The 24,031-nt window shown below is 60.1% G+C and carries 22 protein-coding genes and 3 pseudogenes; 15 read left to right on the forward strand and 10 right to left on the reverse strand.

Features of this window, described 5'->3' with window-relative positions; genetic code table 11:
* Positions 1 to 6: 6 nt before the first annotated feature.
* Both AC0L4F_RS11725 and greA read right to left on the reverse strand, forming a co-directional pair.
* Positions 7 to 1,077, reverse strand: a complete 1,071-nt coding sequence (locus tag AC0L4F_RS11725; RefSeq protein ID WP_244688600.1) for a 6TM ABC transporter family protein — start codon at positions 1,075 to 1,077, stop codon at positions 7 to 9.
* 34 nt (positions 1,078 to 1,111) lie between these two features.
* A complete protein-coding gene (gene greA, locus AC0L4F_RS11730; RefSeq protein ID WP_244688602.1) occupies positions 1,112 to 1,582 on the reverse strand; it encodes a transcription elongation factor GreA in 471 nt (156 codons plus the stop codon).
* A gap of 358 nt (positions 1,583 to 1,940) precedes the next feature.
* On the opposite strand from greA, the gene AC0L4F_RS11735 reads away from it, so the two are divergent.
* The 3 genes from AC0L4F_RS11735 (at position 1,941) to AC0L4F_RS11745 (ending at position 5,162) form a co-directional block, all read left to right on the forward strand.
* Positions 1,941 to 3,590: an electron transfer flavoprotein-ubiquinone oxidoreductase gene (locus AC0L4F_RS11735; RefSeq protein WP_244688605.1), complete on the forward strand. Its 1,650-nt coding sequence runs from the start codon at positions 1,941 to 1,943 to the stop codon at positions 3,588 to 3,590.
* Between the two features lie 324 nt (positions 3,591 to 3,914).
* Positions 3,915 to 4,052 carry a hypothetical protein gene (locus AC0L4F_RS11740; RefSeq protein WP_244688607.1) on the forward strand — a complete coding sequence of 46 codons (138 nt, stop codon included), beginning with the start codon at positions 3,915 to 3,917 and terminating at the stop codon, positions 4,050 to 4,052.
* A gap of 321 nt (positions 4,053 to 4,373) precedes the next feature.
* Positions 4,374 to 5,162 (forward strand): Hint domain-containing protein, encoded by a 789-nt coding sequence (locus AC0L4F_RS11745; protein ID WP_244688609.1) that lies wholly within the window; start codon positions 4,374 to 4,376, stop codon positions 5,160 to 5,162.
* 143 nt (positions 5,163 to 5,305) lie between these two features.
* Here AC0L4F_RS11745 and AC0L4F_RS11750 read toward each other — a convergent pair whose 3' ends face one another.
* Positions 5,306 to 5,806 carry an Lrp/AsnC family transcriptional regulator gene (locus AC0L4F_RS11750; RefSeq protein WP_244688611.1) on the reverse strand — a complete coding sequence of 167 codons (501 nt, stop codon included), beginning with the start codon at positions 5,804 to 5,806 and terminating at the stop codon, positions 5,306 to 5,308.
* A gap of 199 nt (positions 5,807 to 6,005) precedes the next feature.
* Here AC0L4F_RS11750 and trxB point away from each other — a divergent pair.
* Both trxB and AC0L4F_RS11760 read left to right on the forward strand, forming a co-directional pair.
* Positions 6,006 to 6,949 (forward strand): annotated as a pseudogene (gene trxB, locus AC0L4F_RS11755) (thioredoxin-disulfide reductase).
* 245 nt (positions 6,950 to 7,194) lie between these two features.
* Positions 7,195 to 9,273 carry a bifunctional sulfate adenylyltransferase/adenylylsulfate kinase gene (locus AC0L4F_RS11760; RefSeq protein WP_244688613.1) on the forward strand — a complete coding sequence of 693 codons (2,079 nt, stop codon included), beginning with the start codon at positions 7,195 to 7,197 and terminating at the stop codon, positions 9,271 to 9,273.
* A gap of 126 nt (positions 9,274 to 9,399) precedes the next feature.
* Here the strand turns inward: AC0L4F_RS11760 and AC0L4F_RS11765 are convergent, their stop codons facing one another.
* From AC0L4F_RS11765 to AC0L4F_RS11775, 3 genes are read right to left on the reverse strand one after another with little or no spacing between them, the layout of a single operon-like run.
* Entirely contained in the window at positions 9,400 to 10,287 is an 888-nt protein-coding gene (locus AC0L4F_RS11765; RefSeq protein WP_244688615.1) for a PhzF family phenazine biosynthesis protein, read from the reverse strand.
* The gene (locus AC0L4F_RS11770; RefSeq protein WP_244688617.1) at positions 10,284 to 10,511 is read right to left on the reverse strand and encodes a DUF1150 family protein; all 228 of its coding nucleotides are present in this window, start codon (positions 10,509 to 10,511) and stop codon (positions 10,284 to 10,286) included. Before AC0L4F_RS11770 ends, AC0L4F_RS11765 begins: the two co-directional genes overlap by 4 nt.
* Before the next feature lie 3 nt (positions 10,512 to 10,514).
* Positions 10,515 to 10,928, reverse strand: a complete 414-nt coding sequence (locus tag AC0L4F_RS11775) for an Hsp20 family protein (protein WP_244688619.1) — start codon at positions 10,926 to 10,928, stop codon at positions 10,515 to 10,517.
* 202 nt (positions 10,929 to 11,130) lie between these two features.
* Here AC0L4F_RS11775 and AC0L4F_RS11780 point away from each other — a divergent pair, with 202 nt between their 5' ends.
* From AC0L4F_RS11780 to AC0L4F_RS11795, 4 genes and pseudogenes are all read left to right on the forward strand, one after another.
* The gene (locus tag AC0L4F_RS11780; protein ID WP_244688622.1) at positions 11,131 to 11,355 is read left to right on the forward strand and encodes a YdcH family protein; all 225 of its coding nucleotides are present in this window, start codon (positions 11,131 to 11,133) and stop codon (positions 11,353 to 11,355) included.
* Between the two features lie 36 nt (positions 11,356 to 11,391).
* Positions 11,392 to 12,288: an endonuclease/exonuclease/phosphatase family protein gene (locus tag AC0L4F_RS11785; RefSeq protein ID WP_244688624.1), complete on the forward strand. Its 897-nt coding sequence runs from the start codon at positions 11,392 to 11,394 to the stop codon at positions 12,286 to 12,288.
* A gap of 217 nt (positions 12,289 to 12,505) precedes the next feature.
* Positions 12,506 to 12,993, forward strand: a pseudogene (gene purE, locus AC0L4F_RS11790) (5-(carboxyamino)imidazole ribonucleotide mutase).
* Positions 12,986 to 14,077 carry a 5-(carboxyamino)imidazole ribonucleotide synthase gene (locus tag AC0L4F_RS11795; protein ID WP_244688626.1) on the forward strand — a complete coding sequence of 364 codons (1,092 nt, stop codon included), beginning with the start codon at positions 12,986 to 12,988 and terminating at the stop codon, positions 14,075 to 14,077. The pseudogene purE and the gene AC0L4F_RS11795 overlap by 8 nt, the downstream one beginning before the upstream one ends.
* A gap of 468 nt (positions 14,078 to 14,545) precedes the next feature.
* Here AC0L4F_RS11795 and AC0L4F_RS11800 read toward each other — a convergent pair whose 3' ends face one another.
* From AC0L4F_RS11800 to AC0L4F_RS11815, 4 genes are all read right to left on the reverse strand, one after another.
* Complete coding sequence (locus AC0L4F_RS11800) at positions 14,546 to 15,592, reverse strand: alpha-D-ribose 1-methylphosphonate 5-triphosphate diphosphatase (RefSeq protein ID WP_348524094.1); 1,047 nt, start codon at positions 15,590 to 15,592, stop codon at positions 14,546 to 14,548.
* Positions 15,589 to 16,314 carry an esterase/lipase family protein gene (locus AC0L4F_RS11805; protein ID WP_244688628.1) on the reverse strand — a complete coding sequence of 242 codons (726 nt, stop codon included), beginning with the start codon at positions 16,312 to 16,314 and terminating at the stop codon, positions 15,589 to 15,591. The genes AC0L4F_RS11800 and AC0L4F_RS11805 overlap by 4 nt, the downstream gene beginning before the upstream one ends.
* 62 nt (positions 16,315 to 16,376) lie before the next feature.
* Positions 16,377 to 17,204 carry a DMT family transporter gene (locus tag AC0L4F_RS11810; RefSeq protein ID WP_244688630.1) on the reverse strand — a complete coding sequence of 276 codons (828 nt, stop codon included), beginning with the start codon at positions 17,202 to 17,204 and terminating at the stop codon, positions 16,377 to 16,379.
* A gap of 3 nt (positions 17,205 to 17,207) precedes the next feature.
* Positions 17,208 to 17,900 (reverse strand): CDP-alcohol phosphatidyltransferase family protein, encoded by a 693-nt coding sequence (locus AC0L4F_RS11815; RefSeq protein ID WP_244688632.1) that lies wholly within the window; start codon positions 17,898 to 17,900, stop codon positions 17,208 to 17,210.
* 110 nt (positions 17,901 to 18,010) lie between these two features.
* Between AC0L4F_RS11815 and AC0L4F_RS11820 the strand changes: the two genes are divergently transcribed.
* The 6 genes and pseudogenes from AC0L4F_RS11820 (at position 18,011) to AC0L4F_RS11845 (ending at position 24,029) form a co-directional block, all read left to right on the forward strand.
* Positions 18,011 to 18,709, forward strand: coding sequence for a fumarylacetoacetate hydrolase family protein (locus tag AC0L4F_RS11820; RefSeq protein WP_244688634.1), 699 nt, complete (start codon positions 18,011 to 18,013; stop codon positions 18,707 to 18,709).
* Between the two features lie 426 nt (positions 18,710 to 19,135).
* A complete protein-coding gene (locus tag AC0L4F_RS11825) occupies positions 19,136 to 20,176 on the forward strand; it encodes a TRAP transporter substrate-binding protein (protein ID WP_244688636.1) in 1,041 nt (346 codons plus the stop codon).
* Between the two features lie 78 nt (positions 20,177 to 20,254).
* Positions 20,255 to 20,830 carry a TRAP transporter small permease gene (locus AC0L4F_RS11830; RefSeq protein ID WP_244688638.1) on the forward strand — a complete coding sequence of 192 codons (576 nt, stop codon included), beginning with the start codon at positions 20,255 to 20,257 and terminating at the stop codon, positions 20,828 to 20,830.
* Positions 20,827 to 22,326 carry a TRAP transporter large permease gene (locus AC0L4F_RS11835; RefSeq protein ID WP_244688640.1) on the forward strand — a complete coding sequence of 500 codons (1,500 nt, stop codon included), beginning with the start codon at positions 20,827 to 20,829 and terminating at the stop codon, positions 22,324 to 22,326. Before AC0L4F_RS11830 ends, AC0L4F_RS11835 begins: the two co-directional genes overlap by 4 nt.
* 152 nt (positions 22,327 to 22,478) lie before the next feature.
* Positions 22,479 to 23,242: pseudogene (locus AC0L4F_RS11840) on the forward strand (SDR family NAD(P)-dependent oxidoreductase).
* A gap of 100 nt (positions 23,243 to 23,342) precedes the next feature.
* Positions 23,343 to 24,029 carry a crotonase/enoyl-CoA hydratase family protein gene (locus AC0L4F_RS11845; protein WP_473446426.1) on the forward strand — a complete coding sequence of 229 codons (687 nt, stop codon included), beginning with the start codon at positions 23,343 to 23,345 and terminating at the stop codon, positions 24,027 to 24,029.
* The last annotated feature ends 2 nt before the right edge of the window (positions 24,030 to 24,031 follow it).

A 24,031-nucleotide genomic window follows, 5' to 3' on the forward strand; every position in this document is an offset into this window, starting at 1 on the left:
CGGCGCTTAATCGAAGGTGCCGGCGATCCGTCCCAAAAGCATGAACGCCCGCGAGGTGCGCGTATTGGAAAAGGCCGCCACTTCCGCATCTGACGCACGTTCGGAAAAGCTCTGGAAAGTGCGGTCATAGACCCGCAGGAAATGATGCGCCGCATCGCGGAAAATCGGATCCTGTTTCATCCGACCCGCGCTGAGCGCCAGCGAAGACCGGTCGCGCACGCCACCAAGGCCCGCAATCGCACGGCCCCGCGCGCCTTCGGCAAAACGCCGCCAGACATCGGGCTTGGCCATGTCGGGGCGCAGGTCGTCCATGTAAATGCCATCCTGGCTGAGCAGGGTCAGCACATCCTGTGCGGCCTGAACCAATTGCGCGGTTGCACGATGCTTGAGCGCGCGGCGCAGCGCCGCAAACCCATCGCGGTCGTCCGCGGTTTCCGGGAAATTCAGCGCGCAGATGAAATCCTCGTTCGACAATTCAGGTTCAAGCGCCTCGGCCGGGGTGCCAAGCGCCAGCGCGGGCTGGTCATCCGAGGATGACGCAGGCGCGGCGGGCGCAGGCGCGGTTGCCATCGCGGTGCGATGCGCGCCAATCTCGCGGGTTGAGGAAAACATCGCCATCGCCGCTTCGGCCTTGCGCTGGGCGGCGGCAATTTCATCCAGCTTGCGCGTGACCGAAGTGGCCGCAGCGCCCCCCTGACCCTGGCTGACATAGGCATGGCGCAAAGCGTCGATCGCGGTTTGCAACCGGCTGCTTTCATCGCGCATCACCTTGCTGGCCCGCGCGGCGGTGGCCGCGACCCAGATCATCGCCACCGGCATGAACACCGCCAGAAGGGTCATCAGGAACCGCAGACCTTCGTCCGTGCCATTGCCGGTCCCCAAACCAGACGGTTTCAAAACCACAAAGAAAATGACCGCCCCCAACAGCCACACAAGTGACAGGGCAACAGCGACAATTTCGATTCCGGTCACCTTGGGTGCGCGGTTTCGTTCATAGATTCCCAATGGCGTTGGTGCCGAAGGCGCAACCCGCGCGCTTCGGTCCTCGGTCTGGGGGGCAGATTGGTCGGCGGGCATTTCCGGGACTTTCGGGACAGGTTACGTCGTGCCGTCAGATATACGCGATTTTCAGGATTTCGTAATCCTTGGTGCCGCCGGGGGTGCGCACTTCTACGCTATCGCCCTCTTCCTTGCCGATCAAAGCGCGGGCAATGGGCGATTTCATGTTCAACAGGCCCTTTTCGACATTGGCCTCGTGTTCGCCAACGATTTGCCAGGTCTTTTCCTCGTCGGTGTCTTCATCAACCACGGTCACGGTTGCGCCGAATTTGATTGTCCCGGACAATTTGGTCGGGTCGATGACCTCGGTCAGGCTCAACACGCCCTCAAGCTCCTTGATCCGGCCTTCGATGAACCCCTGTTTTTCGCGGGCGGAATGGTATTCTGCGTTTTCCTTGAGGTCGCCCAGTTCGCGCGCCTCTGCAATCGCCTTAATGACGGCAGGCCGCTCAACGGATTTGAGCAGTTTCAATTCGGCTTCGAGCGCAGAATGTCCCGCGCGGGTCATCGGTATCTTTTCCATAGGCCTTACCAGAAAGGGCCGCCTTTGCCCGAATGGGTGGCGGCGAAATCATATCAGCGTGTTTCAGCGACATTGCCTTAGGCGGTCCATCGGATGCAAGAGGGAAAGGCGGAATTGGCGGGAACGTGCGTGCAGGGGCGCGGGGCGTCGGCCATGGGGGGCATGATCTGAACCTGATGATATGGATCTGTCATCACACCCCGGGGGCGGCTGGGTTGCGACGCTAACATGTGGTTTTTGCGAATTTAACCTGTTCTGAACGCATAATGACGCAGCGCACAACGTTGACCCAAGGCAAATTTCCGGGCAGGACTCTGCGAGCTATGATGCAGGTGCAGCACCAGCCGAGGGAGCGGATATGACCGAAGTGACGCGCGAAGCGATGGAATATGATGTTGTGATCGTGGGGGCGGGGCCTGCGGGGCTTTCCGCGGCGATACGGTTAAAACAGCTGGATAGCGATCTTGAAGTTGTGGTGCTTGAAAAAGGCTCAGAGGTCGGTGCGCATATCCTGTCGGGCGCGGTGCTGGACCCTTGCGGTCTTGACGCGCTGATCCCGGATTGGAAGGCCAAGGGCGCGCCGCTGAATGTGCCTGTCACCGAAGACAAGTTTTACATGCTGGGCGAAGCCGGGCAGATCCGCATTCCCAATGCGCCGATGCCGCCGCTGATGAACAACCACGGCAATTATATTGTCTCGATGGGCAATGTCTGTCGTTGGATGGCCGAACAGGCCGAGGGCCTGGGCGTCGAGATTTTCCCCGGCATGGCCTGTTCCGAGCTGATCTATGGTGATGCCGGTGAGGTTGTGGGTGTCATCGCGGGCGAGTTTGGCAAAAACGCCGACGGCACAGCCGGTCCGAATTACGAGCCGGGCATGGAGCTGCGCGGCAAATATGTCTTCCTGGGCGAAGGTGTGCGCGGGTCGCTGTCGAAAGAAGTGATCGCCAAATACGACCTTTCCGCCGGCAAAGAGCCGCAGAAATTCGGTCTGGGGATGAAGGAAATCTGGGAAATCGACCCGGCCAAACATAAAGAAGGCAGCGTAACCCACACCATGGGCTGGCCGCTGGGCGGCAATGCGGGCGGCGGCTCCTTTATTTATCATCTGGAAAACAATCAGGTCTATGTCGGCTTTGTCGTGCACCTGAACTACAAGAACCCCTATCTCTTCCCCTATATGGAATTCCAGCGGTTCAAGCATCACCCGATGGTGGCAGAGCTGTTGGAGGGCGGCAAACGCGTCGCCTATGGCGCGCGGGCGATCACCGAAGGCGGCTATCAGTCGATGCCAAAAATGGTGGCGCCGGGCGTGGCGCTGTTGGGCTGTTCGGTGGGCATGGTCAATGTGCCGCGCATCAAGGGCAATCATAATGCGATGCTTTCGGGCAAGGCGGCAGCCGAAGCCGCGTTCAACGCGATCAAGGCCGAGCGGGCCGGTGACGAGCTGAGCGATTACGAGGTCGAGGTGCGCACCGGCGTGATTGGTCAAGACCTGAAGAAGGTGCGCAACGTCAAACCGATGTGGTCGAAATGGGGGCTGACGGCGTCCCTGGCGCTGGGCGGGTTTGATATGTGGACCAACAGCCTGTTTGGTCTGTCGCTGTTTGGCACCGTCAAACATGGCAAATCCGATGCCGAAGCCACGGAAAAGGTATATGGCCACAAACCGATCGACTATCCCAAGCCTGACGGCAAGCTGAGCTTTGATCGGCTGACCAATGTGTCGTTCTCCTTTACCAACCACGAAGAAGAACAGCCCTGTCACCTGACGCTGAAGGACGCGTCGGTGCCAATTGGCGAAAATCTGCCCCAGTTTGCCGAACCGGCCCAGCGCTATTGCCCGGCTGGGGTGTATGAAGTGGTGGAAAAGGACGGCGCGCCGGAATTTGTCATCAACTTCCAGAACTGTGTGCACTGCAAGACCTGTGACATCAAAGATCCCAGCCAGAACATCAACTGGGTCACACCGCAGGGCGGCGATGGGCCGAATTATCCCAACATGTGATACCGCAACCGCGTGACGATTGTGATGAAGCCGGGCCAAATTGGTCCGGCTTTTGTCGTTTTGGGCGATTTGCGGCGGAACCGGGGCAGGGCGGTGCCGCAAGTCTGCCACATTGATTCCAGGGATTGGGAGTGGCGTTTTTTTAAGTAATTGATTTTAAATGGATAAGTGGGTTCGTTTGGCCGCCCCAATTTATAGTTAAAATAGGCGAAAATTTTCTAAAAATTATCATTTCTGCCCCAGACCTGCCGGAAACCAATTCCATATTGAGTGGGTAGCAAGCGTGGCCGCGGTGGCCGCCGATCCGACCAAAGGAACAAAGACATGAATACTCGGTTCATCAAATCCGTTGTGAACACGGCAGCAACCACCCACGTTGAAATGCCCTGGGCCCGTGGTGCACGTCGCGCCGCAATGATTGCTCGCCGCAGCGCGCCTCTGGAACTGCTGAAGTCCGCCTGATACGAATCAGTCGATCCGCGTTTCAAAAAGCCGCGCTCTGCAATGGGCGCGGCTTTTGTCGTCTTTGCTGCCAAATTCCGGCGCAAAACGCATGGTTTCCCGCGATTCTTCTGCACGGTGACATCGGCCAACGCCGCAAAATCCGGTAACAATCCCGCCCCCCAAGGGCCATTGCCGCGTCAGGGCGGACAATTCGGCCCGGTTTTTGACAGATGACCGCAAAACACGGACATTGTTGCGGTTGGATATGAATTGAATTGTCGATCTGACGTTGTCGGTGGGGGCCGACGCGGATGTGACCCGAATAAACAGGTGCACGCCATGACCGCTTCTTATCGCCCACAGCCGAAATCCCATTTTGACATCACACGGTCGACGGCGCGATCCGCCCCGCTTGCCCGGGTCGAGCCGCCATACAGAGGCGAACATCATGCCTTGCGCGACGCTGTCGAGATGCGCAGGCTTGAGGTGACGGCGCTTTTGCCGGATTTCAGCCTGCATCAAGCGGCGCATATGGTGCCGCAGACCGAATTGTTTGATCGCGCCGTGTCCGGGTTTGCCCGTGGTACGGTTTTGGCGACACCAAATGGGCCTTGCGCCATCGAAGATCTGATGCCCGGCGATCCGGTGCAATCCTCGGCAGGGCCGCAACAGGTGCTTTGGATCGGGTCAACGACGCTTTTGTCAGGTCAGGCCGGGGCAGCTTCGCTGTTGAATGGTTTGATCCGGGTGACCGGTGACGCATTGGGCCGGGGTCGGCCGAGCCATGACATGATGTTCGGACCTGCGGCCGCAGTATTGCACAATCCGCCGCAAATGCGTGCCGGCACTGGCGAGGGCAGGGTGCTGACCCCGCTTGCGGATTTCATTGATGGCGTGTCGGTGTTCCGGGTGACCCCGCCAAGTGCGGTGCGTGTTTACCACCTGATGTTGCGCAAACATGCGGTGGTCACGGCTGGCGGTCTGGAAGTTGAAAGCTATCACCCCGGCAGCGGCGGCAGGATTGCCCAGATGGGCAGTCAGACACAGTCGCTTTTCATGTCGCTGTTCCCCGGAATTGCCAGGCCCGCGCGATTTTGGCCCGCTTGGCTTTCCCCGTGTGGAACGTGAGATGCTGGAAGGTCTGGGATAGAGCGCGGGCGCAGATCAAAACCCTGCGCTGATTGTTGTCAGGCAGGGTGGCGCAAATCGTGTGATGCCGGCAGGATGATTCAGGCAGGCAAGATAGCGCAGGCAAAATCAGGCCGGCAAAATCAGGCGTTTTTGCTTAGCCGCGCTTCCAGCACTTCGAATGGCACGCCCGGTTGATCCTTGGCCCCACGGATCACCAGCGATGTCTTGACCGAGGCCACATTGGGGGCTGTCAGCAATTCTCCGGTCAGAAAGCTCTGAAAGCTTGAAAGATCGGGCGCGACACATTTCAGGATGAAATCCACCTCGCCGTTCAACATGTGGCATTCGCGCACCAGCGGCCAGGCCCGGCATCGGTCTTCAAAGGCCGACAGATCGCTTTCGGCCTGGCTGACCAGCCCGACCATCGCAAAAACCTGCACCTCAAAGCCCAATTCACGGGCATCAACCTCGGCGTGATAGCCGCGAATATATCCCTGTTCTTCCAGCGTGCGCACACGGCGCAGACAGGGGGGGGCAGAAATACCTACCCGTCGGGCAAGCTCGACATTGGTCATGCGCCCGTCTGCCTGAAGCTCTGCCAGAATTTTGCGATCTATTGGATCAAGTCGTGTTCCCGGCATTTCGCCCTCCGCCGAATTGCGATTGTTATAACAGCTTGGCAGGCCTACGCAATTATCTTTCCAAATTACGCAAGATTCTTTTCATGCTGTGATTTTGCCCTGATCGGGGCGCATGACGGGGTTTCATGGCCTTTTCGTTTGAGGGCAGGATGGCTATATGCGGCGTCTGATAGAGATGCGCAAGCCAAAGGGGCACCACATGGCCGAGACCCGCCACACCAAAGTTCTGATCATCGGCTCCGGCCCAGCGGGATATACCGCGGCGTTTATGCCAGCCGTGCGATGTTGAATCCGATTCTGGTGCAGGGGATTGAACCCGGCGGCCAGCTGACCACCACAACCGAGGTCGAGAACTGGCCGGGTGACAGCGAGGTCCAGGGCCCCGATCTGATGATCCGCATGCAGGATCATGCCAAGGCGATGGGCTGCGAGATCATTGGCGACATCATCACCAATCTCGACACATCGAAACGCCCGTTCACCGCGACCGGTGACAGCGGCACGATCTATACGGCGGATGCGGTGATTCTGGCGACTGGCGCGCGGGCCAAATGGCTGGGCCTGCCGTCGGAAGAGGCGTTCAAGGGCTTTGGCGTGTCGGCCTGTGCCACCTGCGACGGCTTCTTTTATCGCGGTCAGGAAATTGTGGTGATCGGCGGCGGCAACACCGCAGTTGAAGAGGCATTGTTCCTGACGAACTTCGCGTCAAAGGTGACGCTGATCCATCGCCGGGATGAACTGCGGGCGGAAAAGATCCTGCAGGATCGGCTGATGAAAAACCCCAAGATCGAACCGCTGTGGTTCCATCAATTGGAAGAGGTCGTCGGCGAGGACAACCCCAAGGGCGTCGAGGCCGTGCGCGTCAAACATGTCGAGACCGGCGAGATCACCGAAATCCCGTGCAAGGGCGTGTTTGTCGCCATTGGCCACGCCCCGGCGAATGAGTTGGTCAAGGATGTGCTGGAGTTGCACAATGGTGGCTACGTCAAGGTCGAGGCCGGAAGCACCCGCACCTCTATCCCGGGCATCTTTGCCGCCGGCGATCTGACCGACCATGTCTATCGTCAGGCGGTGACCAGTGCCGGCATGGGCTGTATGGCGGCGCTGGACGCGGAAAAATTCCTGGCGGAACACGACGCGTGATCCCACGGGGCTGAATCCGACAAGGTTGATAAATATTGCCAATTCCCCGCCCTCGACACTGCCCGTGTCGGGGGCGGTTTGCATTTTGGGCCCCGCGCGCCCGGACGACCCTGTTATTTTTCGGCGTCAGGCGGGACGATACGGCGGGATTTCGCCCATTGGGGGCAATTGGGGCTTCCCTGATGCGGGTGTGCATGCGATGTGTTCAGCGTTGAACATACTTTTCGAGTCGCAGAGTCGCAGAAATGGCAACCGCCAAGACACAGCCTATCACCGACGAAGAAGCGCAGACCTTCCTGCTGCTTCGTCAGGTGGACCAAACGCCGGATGCATCGCAACGCGCGATCTCTTTGGCGTTGGGGGTGTCGCTTGGCACATTGAATGCGCAGCTTCGGGCCGCTGCTAAGGCCGGGTTCATCAAAATCAGCGAACGTGATGGCCCGGATCGGCGCCAGCGGTTCGCCTATGCGCTGACATCTCGCGGCGCGGCAGAGAAGGTCCGGTTGACAGATCGGTTTCTGGCCGGGAAATTCGCGGAATATGACGCGCTTCATGCGGAACTAACCGGCACGACAAGTGGCCTCATTCCTTTTAAGCATAGGACCAAATACATGCAGAATAACCTGGCACCCATTTCCGAGCTTTATGTCTCGTATGAGAGCGCGCAGAAGCTCAAGGTTGAAGCCGCCGATCTGGTGAGCCACGATCTGACGCCGCGCCAGATCTGTGATCTTGAATTGCTGATGAACGGCGGCTTCAACCCGCTGAAGGGCTTCCTGACCGAAGAAGATTATGACGGTGTTGTTGAAAACATGCGTCTGGCTGACGGATCGCTTTGGCCCATGCCGATCAACCTCGATGTCAGCGAAGAATTTGCCGCGTCGCTGGAAATCGGCCAGGACATCGCCCTGCGTGACCAAGAGGGTGTGATCCTTGGCACGATGACCGTGACCGACCGTTGGGTTCCCAACAAATCGCGCGAAGCGGAAAAAGTGTTTGGCGCCGATGATGACGCGCACCCCGCCGTGAACTATCTGCACAATCAGGCAGGCAAGGTCTATCTGGGTGGCCCGGTGACCGGCATCCAGACCCCGGTGCATTATGATTTCCGTGGCCGCCGTGACACGCCAAACGAATTGCGCGCCCTGTTCCGCAAATTGGGCTGGAACCGCGTTGTTGCGTTCCAAACCCGGAACCCGCTGCACCGTGCGCACCAGGAACTGACGTTCCGCGCCGCCAAGGAAGCCCAGGCCAACCTGCTGATCCACCCCATTGTGGGCATGACCAAACCGGGTGATGTCGACCACTTTACCCGCGTGCGGTGCTACGAGGCGGTTCTGGACAAATATCCGGCGTCGACCACATCCATGTCGCTGCTGAACCTCGCGATGCGTATGGCTGGCCCGCGCGAAGCGGTCTGGCATGGACTGATCCGCGCCAACCACGGCTGCACCCACTTCATCGTTGGTCGCGACCACGCCTGCCCCGGCAAAAACTCGGCAGGTGAGGATTTCTACGGTCCTTATGATGCACAGGACCTGTATCGTGCCAACCAGTCGGAAATCGGCTGTGAAATGGTTGATTTCAAACACATGGTTTGGGTTCAGGAACGCGCGCAATACGAAGCGATTGACGAGATCGAGGACAAGGACAACATCACCATCCTCAACATCTCGGGCACCGAATTGCGTCGCCGTCTGGCCGAAGGTCTGGAAATCCCGGAATGGTTCTCCTTCCCCGAAGTGGTCAAGGAACTGCGCCGCACCAAACCGCCACGTGCGAAACAAGGTTTCACCGTGTTCTTCACCGGCTTTTCCGGCTCCGGCAAATCGACGATTGCCAACGCCCTTATGGTCAAGCTGATGGAAATGGGTGGCCGCCCTGTGACGCTGCTGGATGGGGACATCGTTCGGAAAAACCTGTCGAGCGAGCTTGGCTTCTCGAAAGAGCATCGCGACCTCAACATCCGTCGCATCGGCTATGTCGCCTCTGAAATCACCAAAAACGGTGGTATCGCGATCTGTGCGCCGATTGCGCCTTATGCCGCCACCCGTCGCGCTGTGCGCGAAGACATCGAATCTTTTGGTGCCTTCATCGAGGTACACGTCGCCACCTCGATCGAGGAATGCGAACGTCGTGACCGCAAGGGGCTCTACAAACTGGCGCGTGAAGGCAAGATCAAGGAATTCACAGGGATTTCCGATCCTTACGATGTGCCTGTGAACCCAGAGCTCAGCGTCGAAACCGAGAATGTCGATGTCGACAACTGCGCGCATCAGGTCATCCTGAAGCTGGAAAGCATGGGTCTGATCGCGGCGAACTAAGCAGCTTTCGACATGAAAAAGAAAAAGGCCGCGGCGTGATGCTGCGGCCTTTGGCGTTTCGGTTGCGCGGTTGGCGCAATTGTCGGGTCATCAGGATTGCCAAACGTGTGTCGCGAAGCCTGTGGATTACAGAAACAGGTCGCCACTCATCAACACATGCGCGCGCCCGGCCAACCGCACCCCCGTGATGGCATCCGCAGGGCCAATCACCTCGACCTGGGCCTCGCCGGGCCGTCCCATGCCGTGGCCCTGTTGCGCCACATAGTTCGGGCGCGCGATATGGCCATGATGCCAAAGCCAGGCGGCGGCGGCCCCGGTGGCCGAGCCGGTAAAGGCATCCTCGGGCGGATTGGGGGGCGGCAGCAACAGGCGGCCAAAGGTATCACCGGTCTCCGTCGCGCCCTGGCATGTGATCATATAGGGTTCGCACATTTCGCCGGGACCGGCACCGATATGGCGCATCATCCGTTGCAGAGCCTCGGGATTCAGACGGGCGCGCAGGATCGTGTCCGGATCCCGCACCAGCGTGATACAAAACGGCAATCCGGTCGACGCGATCTGTGGCGGCGCAAGGATATCATCGGGGTCCAGCCCAAGAACCTCTGCCACCATGTCGCGTGGGACGGTTTGACCAAATGTCGGCGCGATCACGGTCATGCTGACCAGAAGCCCGACATCGTCATGGGAAATCTCGACCGGGATGATCCCGGCGCCGGTCTCAAGCGTGATCGCCCCGTCTTTGGCCAATTTTCGGTGGGCCAATGCGGCCACGCTGGCCACTGTTGGATGCCCGGCAAAAGGGATTTCGCCACTGGCCAGAAAATAGCGAACCTTTACATCCGCGTGATCGGACGGGCCGAGAAACGTACATTCCACCAGCGATGTTTCGCGCACAAAGCGTTTGCAGGTCTCGTCGTCCAATCCGGCCGCATCATGCACCACGGCACAGCCATTGCCGCCAAAGGGGCTGCTGCTGAACGCATCCACCCAATCGACGGCAAAGCGTGTGGTCAATGCACCGCCACCGGCGCCATGTCGTTTTGCCGTGCAAGGGCAAAGGCCATCTTGCGATCCGCCACCAGCGCCAGCTGTTCACCGTCTTCGCGGTGCACGGCGTAAAGCGTCTCTGCCCCGGCCACCTGACTGCGGACCTCTTCCGGCAAATCGGCGACAGCAACAGGTTTGACATAAACGATGTTGCGCGGCAGGGAATTCCCGAATTCATATTGCGTGTTCATGACTTAACCTTTCCTGATATTGATTGTCTGGACCACGGTCTGGGGCCGTTGCAGTGTCAGATCGACATGCAGCAGGCCATTTTCCATTGTGGCGTCCCCAACTTCGACACCTTCGGCCAGCACGAAACTGCGCTGAAACTGCCGGGCAGCAATGCCACGATGCAGAAAAACCCGATCGGTCGATTCGTCCCGCTGCCGTCCGCGAATGACCAATTGTCGGTCTTCAACGGTGATCGACAGGTCATCCTCGCCAAAGCCGGCCACCGCCAGCGTAATGCGATAGGAATGATCCGAGGTCTGTTCGATGTTAAAGGGGGGATACCCTTCGTTTCCGGCCTTGGCCGTTCGTTCCAGCAGGCGCTCCAGCTGTTCGAACCCAAGCATATGGGGATAGGACCCCAGGGTCAGTTTTGTCATGACACGTCCTTGGCAAATAAGCGACATCTCTGTTCCGGCCCCATCAGTGGCAACCGGATCGTAACAAATATGGTATCGGCTGGGCCGGGGCGCAAGACCTTTGCCAAAACGCTGGGGATTCAGTATCTTGACCTGTGGCCCGTTCGTGGCCCGTTCGTGGCCGGTCTGTGGCCCAGTAAAGCCCGCGTAGGAGAGCCAGTCGATGAACATGCAAGCCGAACTCGCGATGAAAACGGATGATGTCTTGCGCGTAGAGCTTGAGGTCTTCAAACGCGAGCATCGCGACCTTGACGAAGCCATTGCCGCCCTTCAGGGCGAGGGCCGGGCTGATGCCTTGACGATCCAGCGTCTGAAGAAGAAAAAGCTGATGTTAAAGGATAAAATCGCCCAGATCGAAGATCGCCTGCTGCCCGATATCATCGCCTGAACCATGGTTTCGATGCGGCGGGCACTCAGGCGGGGGATGCTTGCATCGGCGCTGCTGGTCGGTTTGGCGGCGCTTTGGCTGGGCGTGTCGCATGTGCTTTTGTCGCGCGGACCTGTGTTGGGGCCGAAACCTGCGGGCGCGCTGCGTATCGCCACCCATAATATTCACTACATCCTTGTTGGTCGGGGGGCTGGGCGCTGGTCAGATAGGGGCTGGGACCGGCGGAAACAGGCGGCAGATGCGACATTCAAGGCGCTCGATGCCGATATTGTCGCCTTTCAGGAAATGGAGAGTTTCTCGGGCGGCAATGATGATCACAACAATCTCGCCCGCCAGTGGCTTTTGACCCAAAACCCGGATTACGCCGCCGCCGCCATTGGCGATTGGCGCGCCTTTCCCTCAACCCAGCCGGTGTTTTACCGGCGCGCCCGACTGGCGGTGGTGGATCAAGGTTGGTTCTTTTTCTCCGATACGCCGGATCAGATCTATTCGCGCACCTTCGATGGCTCTTATCCGGCCTTTGCCAGTTGGGTGGCGTTTCGCGATCGCCGGAATGACACCGAATTGCGCGTCCTGAATGTGCATCTGGACTATGCCAGCGCGGAAAACCGACGGAAATCCACCGCACTCATCGTGGAAAAATTAAATCAATGGCGCGCCGAGGAGCGGGCGGTTGTTCTGGTCGGCGATTTGAATGCGCGGGCCGGATCGTCCGTGCTTGCATCACTGGAACAGACCGGTCTGTCCTTCCTGCCTGTGGCGGGCGCGACCTATCATCTGGATCGCGGGCTGCATCTCTTTGGGGCAATCGACCATATCGGCCACACGCCAGAGATCACGCCCTTGGCCGCGCCAGTGGTCTTTCGCCAGAAACTGACGGCGGTCTGGCCAAGCGATCACTACCCGGTGGTGGCCGATTTCACCTCGGATTAGGCCCAAAGCCCAAGACCAATGCGCACCAAGCCGCCCTTTCATCTGACCAAAAATATCCCGGGGGGTTCGGGGGGCTGGCCCCCCGTCGGTCGCTTGCGATCCACCCGGACATTTCGGCGTCGGAAATTTCCGGGTGCGGTAAAACCCGATCCGTTCAATCCGATTGCCAACAGGCCCGGTCCGGCTATAGTGCCCGCTCTTGAAAACGGGGGACAAGATGACAAAGCCGGTTGTGGGCATCATCATGGGCAGCCAATCGGACTGGCCCACCATGAAAGAGGCGGCAGAAGTGCTCGATGAATTGGCGGTTGCCTATGAGCCGCGCATCGTGTCGGCCCATCGCACGCCGGACCGGCTGTGGGACTACGGCAAAACCGCTGTCGAACGCGGTCTTCAGGTGATTATCGCCGGGGCCGGCGGGCGGCGCATCTGCCGGGCATGATGGCGTCGAAGACCCGCGTGCCGGTGATTGGCGTGCCGGTACAGACCCGGGCGCTGTCCGGGGTTGATTCGCTGTATTCCATTCTGCAAATGCCGCGCGGGTTCCCGGTGGCAACCATGGCGATCGGTGCGGCCGGGGCCAAGAATGCCGGTCTGATGGCCGCGGGCATTCTGGCCTTGCAGGACCCCGCTCTGGCGGCGCGACTTGACAAATGGCGTGCCGATCTGGCCGCTTCGATCCCGGAGGTCCCGGTAGATGACTGACGCATTTGCAAACGCTTTGCCACAGGGCGCGGTGATTGGCATCCTTGGCGGTGGGCAATTGGGCCGCATGCTGTCCGTGGCCGCCAGCCGGTTGGGGTTTTGCTGCCATATCTTTGAACCGGGTGAAAACCCGCCCGCCGGTCATGTGGCCGACCGGGTGACCACCGCCGGGTATGAGGACGAGGCGGCGCTGCGTGCCTTTGCCGCCGAAGTCGATGTCATCACCTATGAATTCGAAAATATCCCAACGGCAGCGCTGGATCTTTTGGAAACCCTGCGCCCGATCCGCCCGGGCCGCGAGGCCCTGCGCGTGTCGCAGGACCGGATGACGGAAAAGGATTTCCTGACCGGATTGGGGCTGACCTGTGCGCCCTACGCCGATGTGTCTGACCGGGCCTCTCTCGATGCCGCGCTGGATCAAATTGGCACTCCGGCCATTTTGAAGACCCGGCGCTTTGGTTATGACGGCAAAGGTCAGGCGCGCATCATGACGCGTGACGATGCCGAGGCCGCCTTGGCGGATATGGCGGGTGCTCCGGCGGTGCTCGAAGGATTTGTCGACTTCAGCCATGAGATCTCGGTGATTGCCGCGCGCGGTCTCAGCGGTGAGGTGGCCTGTTACGATCCCGGCCAGAACGTGCATGTGGATGGCATCCTGCGCACCACAACAGTCCCGGCAGAATTGCGCCCGATGATGCAGGCGGATGCGGTGTTGCTGGCGGGGCGTATTTTGAATGCACTCGACTATGTCGGGGTGATGGGGGTGGAATTGTTTGTCACGCCCAGAGGCGTTGTGGTGAACGAGATTGCCCCCCGCGTGCACAATTCCGGCCATTGGACACAGGCCGGATGCAGTGTCGACCAATTCGAACAGCATATCCGTGCCGTGGCCGGGTGGCCGCTGGGGGATGGATCACGTCATGTCGATGTGGTGATGGAAAACCTGATTGGCGACGACATGGACCGGCTCGAGGCGCTGACGCGCGACCCCGCCGCCAGCCTGCATCTCTATGGCAAGACTGCGGTCAAGCCGGGCCGCAAGATGGGCCATGTGAACCGCGTGCAGTCGGCCTCTGCCAAATAGCGCGCCGTTCCGGCGCACAGGGGTGTTCCGCCCCCAACCTGTCCTTCCCCCTGAACCGGGGGAAGGGAGCGCCTGGCCGGGCGCCCCAGAGACAATCGAGACACAATATTGTCGTGGCGGTTGCATAGGCCGGTTGAGGGGGGGGGGCTTCAGGACCCACCAAAGCAATGCTTGTGAAAGCCGTCCCTCGTCTGATCCGTTCATGACAGCGTGCTCACGTCCGGCAAGCAAAATAGCCGTCTCCCCGCGGGCGGGGCCCCTCGGCGATTTTGCCTGCAGGCCGCTGCGCGCGATGTCCTGATCTCCTCAGGCGAGGGACGGCTCCGAAGCAATGTTTTGTCCGGTGGCGTTTGTCAGGCTGCGTTCGTCAGGGAGTGTTGGTTAGGCGGCTGGCGGTTTCGCCGGTCAGATAGGTGAAGACGCCGTTGGAAAGCGTCGCTTCGACGAGGCGGGTTTCGCGGTCCAGGATCACGAGGTCGGCGCGTTTTCCGGGGGTGATTTCCCCCGGTCGGTCAGGCCAAGCACCGCCGCCGGATTGGTGGAAATCAGTGCCCAAGACCTGTCCAGATCCATGATGGCGGTGTCGACCAATTCCCAGATCGCATTGCGTGGCGCGGGATAGTGGTAGTCCGAGGCCAGCGCCGTAACGAGGCCCTGTTCCACCAGATCGCGCGCAGATGCATTGCCCTTGTGGCTGGCACCGCGCGCCACATTCGGTGCGCCGAGGATCGTGGGCATGTCGCGGGCCAGCGCGGCGCTGGCGGCCTCGGCTGTTTCGGGGAATTCACTGATGGTGATGCCACGGGCGCGCCATGTGGCGACGTCATCCTCGGTGGAATCATCATGGCTGGCCATTTGAACACCGCGTGCCGCCAGCGTGGTACAGAAGCTGTCCAAAGCGGCGGGCACCTCGGCAGAGCGGGCATGCATGTCCATCATCATTGCAAGGTGGGCTTCGGGGTTGCGGCCCGATTTCAGCGCCGTGCCGGTCAGTCGGGGCGGGCGTTTGCCCGCGGCGAGGTGGTCATGCGGCAGATGGTCGTTGAAGGCGACATAGCGGATGTCGTGCTGCGCAATCAGGTCAAGCATCGCCGGATGGGCGTCAAGCATATGGGTTTCCAGCCGCAGTTGCACCCGCAGATCGGTGCCCAGGGTGGGGGCGGCAATCGCCACGGCCTCTAGCATCCGGGTGGCAAAATCGGGGCTGCGCAGCCCGCCTTCCCAGCTGTAGAACTGTGCCAGAACGGCGGTGGTGATGCCGTTGGCGGCCAATTCGGCCTCGGCCGAAACGATGCCGGCGGGCATATGTTTCATGGCGCCGCGCCGGGGGGCGAGGTGACGTTCAAAGCCATCGCCGTGCAGGTCGACAATGCCCGGCAGCACCAATTTCCCCGGCAGGGACACAGGCCGCGCGCCGCCCGTCGCAATCAGACCGCCGGCGATGGACAGCGGATCGTCGCGCCAGCCTTCGGGCGACAGCCAGCGGGTGCCGTTCAGGCAAAGTTCGATACTCAATTCTCTTCTCCGAAAACCGCGCCTGCCAGGTCCATGTCCGGGTCAAACCGGCCTTCGCGCAGGAACAGAAGGGTTTGCCGCATCACCAGCGGGTTGTTCATCAAAAACGTATGGGTGACCGGCAGGGTGATGTGCCAATCCATGCCGTCGACCTTGGTCGAGGCAACAGAGACTTTGCCATCATCCGGCCCCTCGATCAGCGAGGAAAAATAGGGGTTGAGCGACCGGTTCCCGGCAATCACGCCCAATTCCGCGTCAATCGGTGGCAGCTGCGGCGGCAGGCTTTCCGGGTCGGTGCCCAGTTGCAGACCGGCGGGGCCATTGAGCCAGCGAAACAGCTCAAGCCCGCCAAGATCATCCACCAGCTCGCTGCCGTGGTTGGGTGGGGCCAGCATGACAATGCGGCCCATGTGGTCCGCGCCGGGGTGATCGCGCAGCCAGACCCGCAACAGGATGCCGCCCATGGAATGGGTCACGAAATGCGTGGTGGCTGTGCCGCATTTGGCAATGGTTTCCGGCAGCGTGGTGTTGACCAGCGTTTCCACATCGGCAGAGGTCGAGGGGTAGGAGGCGACAACCGTGTCATAGCCTTCGGCCTGCATCACCTGTTCCATCACCGCAAAGCTGAGGCCGGTGCGCGCCAGACCATGCAGGAAGACGACACAATCCGCCCGGGCCAGGCCGGGCAGGGCAAGTAGGACAAGGACAAGGGCATAACGCATAGGCCGACAGATAGGCAGAGTTGTCGGGCTGTGAAAGGGGCGCTGCCGCCTGTGACGAAGCGTTACCGTGACCGCAGCGAAACGGCCACACCCCCCAGCACCAATCCTGCGGCGAGGACAAATCGCAGGGTGAGCGGCTCTGCCAGAAAGACCATGCCGCCAGCCATCGCAATGATGGGCACCGTCAATTGGACGACCGCCGCGGTGGTTGTGCGCAGTTGCGGCAAAACTGAATACCACAGCGCATACCCCAGCCCGGATGTCACGGCCCCCGCCAGAATGGCCAGCAGTGCGCCGCGCAGGTCGATGGCATCGGGCCAGATCAAAAAGGTGCCTAGCCCAAGCGGCAAGGCCCACAGGAAAGAGGCGCTGGTGGTGGCCAGGGGCGCGCAGGCCCGACGGCCAATCAGCGAAAACAATCCCCAGCCCAAGCCAGCTGCGCACATCATGGCAAAACCCCAGGGATCGGGGCGTTCTGCGCCGGGGGCCATCAGCCAGACCAACCCGCCAAAGGCGATCAATGCGCCGAAGCTGCGCAGGGGCGACAGCGGCTCACGCGTGAAAACCGCGCCCAGAAACATGGTGATCTGGACCCCGCCAAACAGGATCAGCGCACCCACCCCGGCGGGCAGGGTGACATAGGCAAAAGAGAACCCAAGGATATAGAGCGTCAGGGTCAACACCCCCGGCAAAAGCGCCCGGCGTGGCCGCAGCGCGGCCAAATCCCCGCGCACACCGACCAGCAGGCACAGCAGGGCCGCACCAGAGGCCAGGCGGATCAGAGCAAAGGCCGCAGGCCCGGTTGTGGCACTGTCCAATGCCATGCGGTTCAATACCGAATTGGCCGCAAAGGCCAGCATGACCAAAGCGGTCCAGCCGATGATGCGCATGGGTTAACCTGTCCGTGCTGGAAAAATTTGTTGCAGGATGCCAACCGAGGCAAGGTAGATCGAGGTTGTGACCAATCCCCAATGCGCCCAGCTTTCGGGGTGGAAATTGACCCAGGCCGCCCAGCCGGCAAAAAACGTCCAGGCCAGGGCCATCGGCAGCGACAGACCGCGCCAGCGTTCGGTGCGTACCGGGTGAATGAACTTGAGCGGCAGGAACATGGCCACCGCAAAGACCACAACAATTGCCAGGATCACCGGCGGCGGCGGTGCGATGGAAAACATCACGATCACCACCATGTTCCAGCAGCCCGGAAAACCGGCAAAGGAATTGTCACGGGTCTTCATCCCGGTATCGGCAAAATAGAGCGCGCTGGAAAACGTCACCACAATGATTGCGATCCAACCGGGCCATCCCGGCAAAAGCCCGGATTCAAACAGCGCAAAGGCGGGAATGAACACATAGGTCAGATAGTCGATGATCAGATCCAGCAGCACGCCGTCAAATCGCGGGGCATGGGTCTTGACGTCGTATTTGCGCGCCAGTGGCCCGTCGACGCCATCCACGGCAAAGGCAACAACCAGCCAGACAAACATCATCGGCCAGTTGGATTGCACCGCCGCCAACAGGGCGAGCATGGCAAACACGGCCCCCGTCGCCGTCAGCCAATGGATCGAAAGAGCGCGCAGCTTGGTCATTGGGATGTCATGTCGGATATGGCGGTTGGATTCAATGGGGGGCGCTGGCAAGGTGGGGAAAATCTCTGTGAGAATTGCCCCAAGCGGGCCCAAACGCGCAAAGGCCGCCCATGTCCGATACTCTGTTTGCCCCGTCAAAGCCCGTCACCGTAGCAATTGCGGGTGAAACGGCGACCTATCCGGTCCGTCGAATTTTCTGTGTCGGGCGCAATTATGCGGCCCATGCCGCCGAAATGGGCAATGAGGTGGATCGCCAGGCGCCGTTCTATTTCACCAAATCCCCGCATTCGATGGTGGCAAGCGGCGCGACCGTGGCCTATCCGCCGGGCACCGGCAATTTTCATCACGAAATGGAATTGGCCTTTGCCCTGGGGGCAGAGGTGTTTCGCGTGCCCGAGGACGAGGCCCTGGCGGCGGTATACGCCTATGGCTGTGCGCTGGACATGACCCGGCGTGATCTTCAGGCCACCGCCAAGGACAAGCGGCGGCCCTGGGATCTGGCCAAGGATTTCGAGAATTCTGCTGTTCTGGCGCCAATGACGCGGGCGGATGCGTTGCCGGCGATCGGGCCGCAGAAACTCTGGCTTGATGTGAATGGCACCCGCAGGCAGGAGGCCGTCCTGGATGACATGATCCATGGTGTGGCGGGAATCATCGCGCATTTGTCGGGCTATTATCATCTGGGGCCGGGGGATGTGATTCTGACCGGGACACCGGCCGGTGTCGGCCCGGTGGTGGCCGGTGATGTTCTGGACGGCGGGATCGAGGGGCTTGCCCCGGTGCATCTGGCGGTCGCGCCCGCGCAATAGATCCGATCTGGATCTTGGGGGCAGGCCCGGCATCATAAGTGCCTGCCCTGTCTCTAACGCATTGATATTTCACATAACTATTTGACGCAGGTCTGCCGGATACTTGGGAATTGCCGCTTGTTAGTTACAAAAGCGACTGCCAAACTGGCTGCCAATACATAACAAACGGTCGATCCATGTTCCTTGGAGAGGGGAAAACAATCGCTGGACGGAGTTAGTTATGATGTATATCTATTTGGGCAAGACACGGCGACCGCACAGAGGAGAGCGGGCAGCCGCGGCGTGAATGATGCGCTCTGGGGGGCGGGTTTTTGATCGGACCATGGTCTTGGCCAAGAATCCGAACAGCTGAATTGTTTTGCTGTGAATCCCGCATTGCGACAGAGTTGCGCCAAAAAGAACGCGATTGATCAACGGGAGGAAACTATGATCAACAAGCAAAAACTGACCAAACTTGCCAGCGGAACTGCGCTGGCGATTGTGCTGGCTTCGGGGGCGGCAGTGGCCCAGGAGGTGACACTGCGGATGCATTCATTCCTGCCGGAGCAGGCCAATGTGCCCCAGAACCTTCTGATCCCCTGGGCCGAAAAGGTTGAGGCAGAGTTGGACGGGCGGATCGGCATTCAATTGTTCCACGGCATGGCCTTGGGGGGCACGCCGCCGCAGCTGATGGATCAGATGATGGATGGTGTTGCGGATATCGTCTGGACGCTGCCGGGCTATACGCCGGGCCGCTTCCCCCGCACCGAAGTGTTCGAATTGCCCTTCACCATGACCACCGCAGAAGCGGCCAGCCGGGCCTATTGGAAGCTGGCGGAAGAAACGATGATGGATGCCGATTTCAAGGATATCCATCCCATCGCGCTGCATGTGCATGGCCCCGGCGTGATCCATTCCAAAGACCCGGTTGAGGCTCTGGAAGACCTGAATGGCGTCAAATTGCGTGCACCGACGCGTGTCACAAACATGATGTTTGGCGCGCTGGGCGCAACGCCCATCGGGATGCCGGTTCCCGCCGTTCCCGAGGCCCTGTCCAAGGGCGTGATCGACGCAACCGTGATCCCGTGGGAGGTGACAGGCGCGTTGAAAGTGCCGGAGCTGGTGACCAACCACACCGAATTTGGCGGCGATACCGCGCTTTACACCGCCACCTTTGTCTTTGGCATGAACAAGGCCAAATACGACGCGCTGCCGGATGATCTGAAAGCGGTGATCGACGCGAATTCCGGGCTGGAAACCTCTGCCTGGTTCGGGCGTCAAATGCAGGAAGATGACGCCCCGGAGCGCGAGACCGCTCTGGATCTTGGCAATAATGTCATCACCCTGACAGATGCCCAGACAGACAGCTGGAAGGCCGCAGCCCAAGGCACGATTGATGCCTGGATCGCGGAAATGGACGAAAAAGGCCTGGATGGCACGGCTGTGCGCGCCCGCGCGCTGGAGCTGATCGCCGAAGGCGCAATGTAACGCGCATTTTCCCGGCGGCCCTGCGTCGCCGGGATTTTCGCGACGACATTCCCCTCTGGTCACATACTGGAAATTGACATGCTGAAGAACATGGACCAACTCGCCCGGTTGATGGCGATTATTGGTGGGCTGGTGATGACGTTTCTTGTGCTCTTGACCTGCGTTAGCGTGCTGGGTCGGGGCCTGAATACGCTTGGCCATTCCGGGGCCATTGGCGAGGCGCTTGGCCAGGCGCTGATCAATGCCGGGGTCGGCCCGGTGGCGGGCGATTTCGAAGTGGTCGAAGCCGGGATTGCATTCGCGATCTTTTCTTTCCTGCCGTACTGCCAGCTGCACAGTGGCCATGCCACCGTGGACATCTTTACCCAAGGATTGCCGGCAAAAACCAATCAATGGCTGATCGCTTTCTGGGAGGTGATCCTGACGCTGGCGATCTTGTTGATCACCGTGCGGCTGTTTGCCGGGACGGTCAGCAAATACCAAAACGGCGAAATCACCTTTTTGCTGCAATTTCCGGCCTGGTGGGCCTATGCGGCCAGTTTCATTGCGGCCTGTGTTGCGTCGATCATCGCGCTTTATTGCGCTTTTGGCCGTGTCGCCGGTGCCGTGACGGGCCGTCGCTATATGCCCGATACCGAAGGAGCGATCCATTGAGCTTGCTAGAACTGGGCTATGTGTCCTTTCCCGTCCTGTTGGTGATGATCTTTTTGCGGGCGCCGATCGGGCTGGCGATGTTGCTCTGTGGGATTGGCGGGCTGTGGCTGGCCACGGACGGCACCACCGTGTTCATGGCCAAACTGAAGAGCGAGACCTATTCGACCTTCTCCAGCTATTCGCTGTCGATCATCCCGCTGTTTCTGTTGATGGGGCAGTTTGCCACCCTGTCGGGCATGTCATCGGCACTGTTCAAGGCGGCAGAAAGCTTTCTCGGGCACCGCAAGGGTGGTGTGGCGATGGCATCGGTCGGGGCCTGTGCCGGGTTCGGGGCGATTTGCGGCTCGTCCCTGGCAACCGCGGCCACCATGTCGCGCGTCGCTTTGCCAGAGCTGAAACGCTATGGATATTCCGGTGGCTTTTCGACCGCGACATTGGCGGCGGGCGGCACATTGGGCATTTTGATTCCGCCCAGCGTCATTCTGGTGATCTATGCCATTCTGACCGAGCAAAACATCGCGAAACTGTTCCTGGCGGCCTTTGTGCCCGGTATTCTGGCGGCGATCGGCTATATCATCACCATCTCGATCTATGTCCGGGTCAACCCGGATGCGGCGGGGGTGCGCCCGCCGGTGCCGATGGCCGAACGCATTCGCAATTTCCTTGACGTCTGGCCGGTGGTGCTGGTGTTCGGTTTGGTTGTGGGCGGCATCTATGGCGGCTGGTTCACCCCGACCGAAGGCGCGGCGGTGGGCGCGGCGGGCACCGGGATCATCGCATTTGTCGGCGGCAACATGTCTTGGACTGTTTTCAAGGAGGCGATCCTGTCCACCGCATCCTCGACCGCGATGATCTTTTTCATCGTGTTGGGCGCGGGATTTTACAACGGGTTTCTGGCGCTCAGCCAGGTGCCGCAGGAATTGTCGTCCTGGGTCGTCGGTCAGGGTTTCAGCGCCTGGACGGTGCTGGCGATGGTCCTGGTGTTCTATCTGGTTTTTGGCTGCCTGATGGACAGCCTGTCGATGATCCTGTTGACCATTCCGATCTTCTTTCCGGTAATTTCGTCGATGGATTTCGGATTTGTCGACTTGGCGGTGATGCAGGCCGATGCCGCGCGCGATGTGCTGGCCTCTGGCGTGCCCGAAGGCATGGCCGCGGACATGTTGGAGGGCATTCGAACCGCGATGGCAACCGGGGTCGAGCTGACGCGCGAACAGATGCAGGCGCTGGGCATTCGCGTGACCGAAGGCATGGCCAACCGCATCGAAGCCGAACAGGTGGCGATCTGGTTTGGTATCCTTGTGCTGATCGTGGTCGAGGTCGGGTTGATCACCCCACCGGTCGGAATGAACCTGTTTATCATCAATACGATGGATCGAAGCACCCCGATGATCGAAACCTACAAGGCGGTGATCTGGTTTGTGACATCGGACCTGATCCGGGTTGTGTTGCTGGTGCTGTTTCCGTCAATCACCCTGTTTGTGCTCAGCCTGTGATCGCGGCTTGATCCGGCCCGAAATTCAACGCCCGGCTTCCTGTATGGGGTCGGGCGTTGTGCGTTTTGCAGGGCAGGTGGGGGCGATGTGAGGCTTGTGTGAAAAATAGATATGAGATATAACTATATTCAGGAATCGGGGGGATTCGTCTTATGAAGATCAAAGGACAGGCCGCCATTGTCACCGGCGGTGGCAGTGGGCTTGGCGCAGCAACCGCGCGCCATCTGGCGGCTTTGGGCGCGCGGGTGGCCATTCTCGATTTTGATGCGGCGCGCGGTGATGCCGTGGCTGCGGACATCGGTGGCGCGGCGTTCAAGGTTGATGTCAGTGACGCGGCCGCAGTTGATGCCGCGATTGAACAGGCGGCAGATCAATTTGGCACGGTGGCCCGCATTGCGGTGAATTGCGCCGGTGTCGGGCTGGCCGCCAAGGTCGTGAACCGCGACGGCGCGCCGACGTTTGATGTGTTTGACAAGACGATCAAGGTCAATCTCTACGGCACCTATAACGTGATGAGCCACGCGGCGCGGCGCATGTTGACGCTTGACCCGCTGGACGACGGGGAACGTGGCGTGGTGATCAACACCGCCTCTGTCGCTTATGAAGATGGCCAGATGGGACAGGCGGCTTATGCGGCCTCCAAGGGGGCGATTGCCGCGATGAGCCTGCCGGCCGCGCGGGATTTTGCCCGCTCCGGGATCGGGTGATGGCGGTTGCGCCGGGGCTGTTTCATACCCCGATGATGGAAGGTCTGCCCGAAGAGGTGACCGCCAATATCACCGCCAATATCCCTTTTCCCGCGCGGCTGGGTCGCCCGGAAGAATATGCGCAGCTTGTCGGTGACATCATCGGCAATCCCTATTTGAACGGATCGGTGATCCGACTGGATGGCGCGGTGCGCCTGCCGCCCCGCTGAGGATGATGTAAATTGATGAAATTGCCGCAATATCTGAATATCGAGATCAAGGATGGCGTCGCCACTTTGACAATGAATTCGCCCCGACAAGCGCAATGCGATGTGCGACGCCCTTCTGGCCGAAATCGACGCGTTTTTTGCACTGCCGCCGGACGAGGTGAAGGTGGTGGTGCTGACCGGCACCGAAGGGCATTTCTGTTCCGGGTTGGATCTTTCGGAACATGAACAACGCGATGCCGAAGGCACGATGCGCCATTCGCGTGGCTGGCATCAGGTGATGGACCGCATTCAATATGGCGGCCTGCCGGTGGTGTCGGCGATGTATGGTGCGGTGATCGGCGGAGGATTGGAAATTGCGGCGGCCACCCATGTGCGGATTGCCGAACCTTCGACAATCTTCCAATTGCCCGAGGGGCGGCGCGGGATTTTTGTCGGTGGTGGGGCCTCGGTTCGGATTGGCCGCATTCTGGGCGCGGATCGGATGATCGAAATGATGCTGACCGGGCGCAAATACGGCGCAGAAGAGGGTCTCGCGCTGGGGTTGGCACATTACAGCGTTGGCACCGGCGAAGCATTGGCCAAGGCTCAGGAACTGGCCGCGCGGATCGCAACCAATGCGCCGCTGTCAAACTACATCATGATCCAGGGCCTGAGCCGGATAGAGGATATGTCGAAACAGGATGGCCTGTTTACCGAGAGTCTCTGTGCTGCCCTGACCCAGACAAGCCCGGATGCGATCGAGGGGCTGAAAGCCTTTCTCGAAAAGCGCGATCCGAAGTTCCGGTAACG

The sequence above is a fragment of the Marinovum sp. J2-8 genome (genome assembly GCF_055808435.1).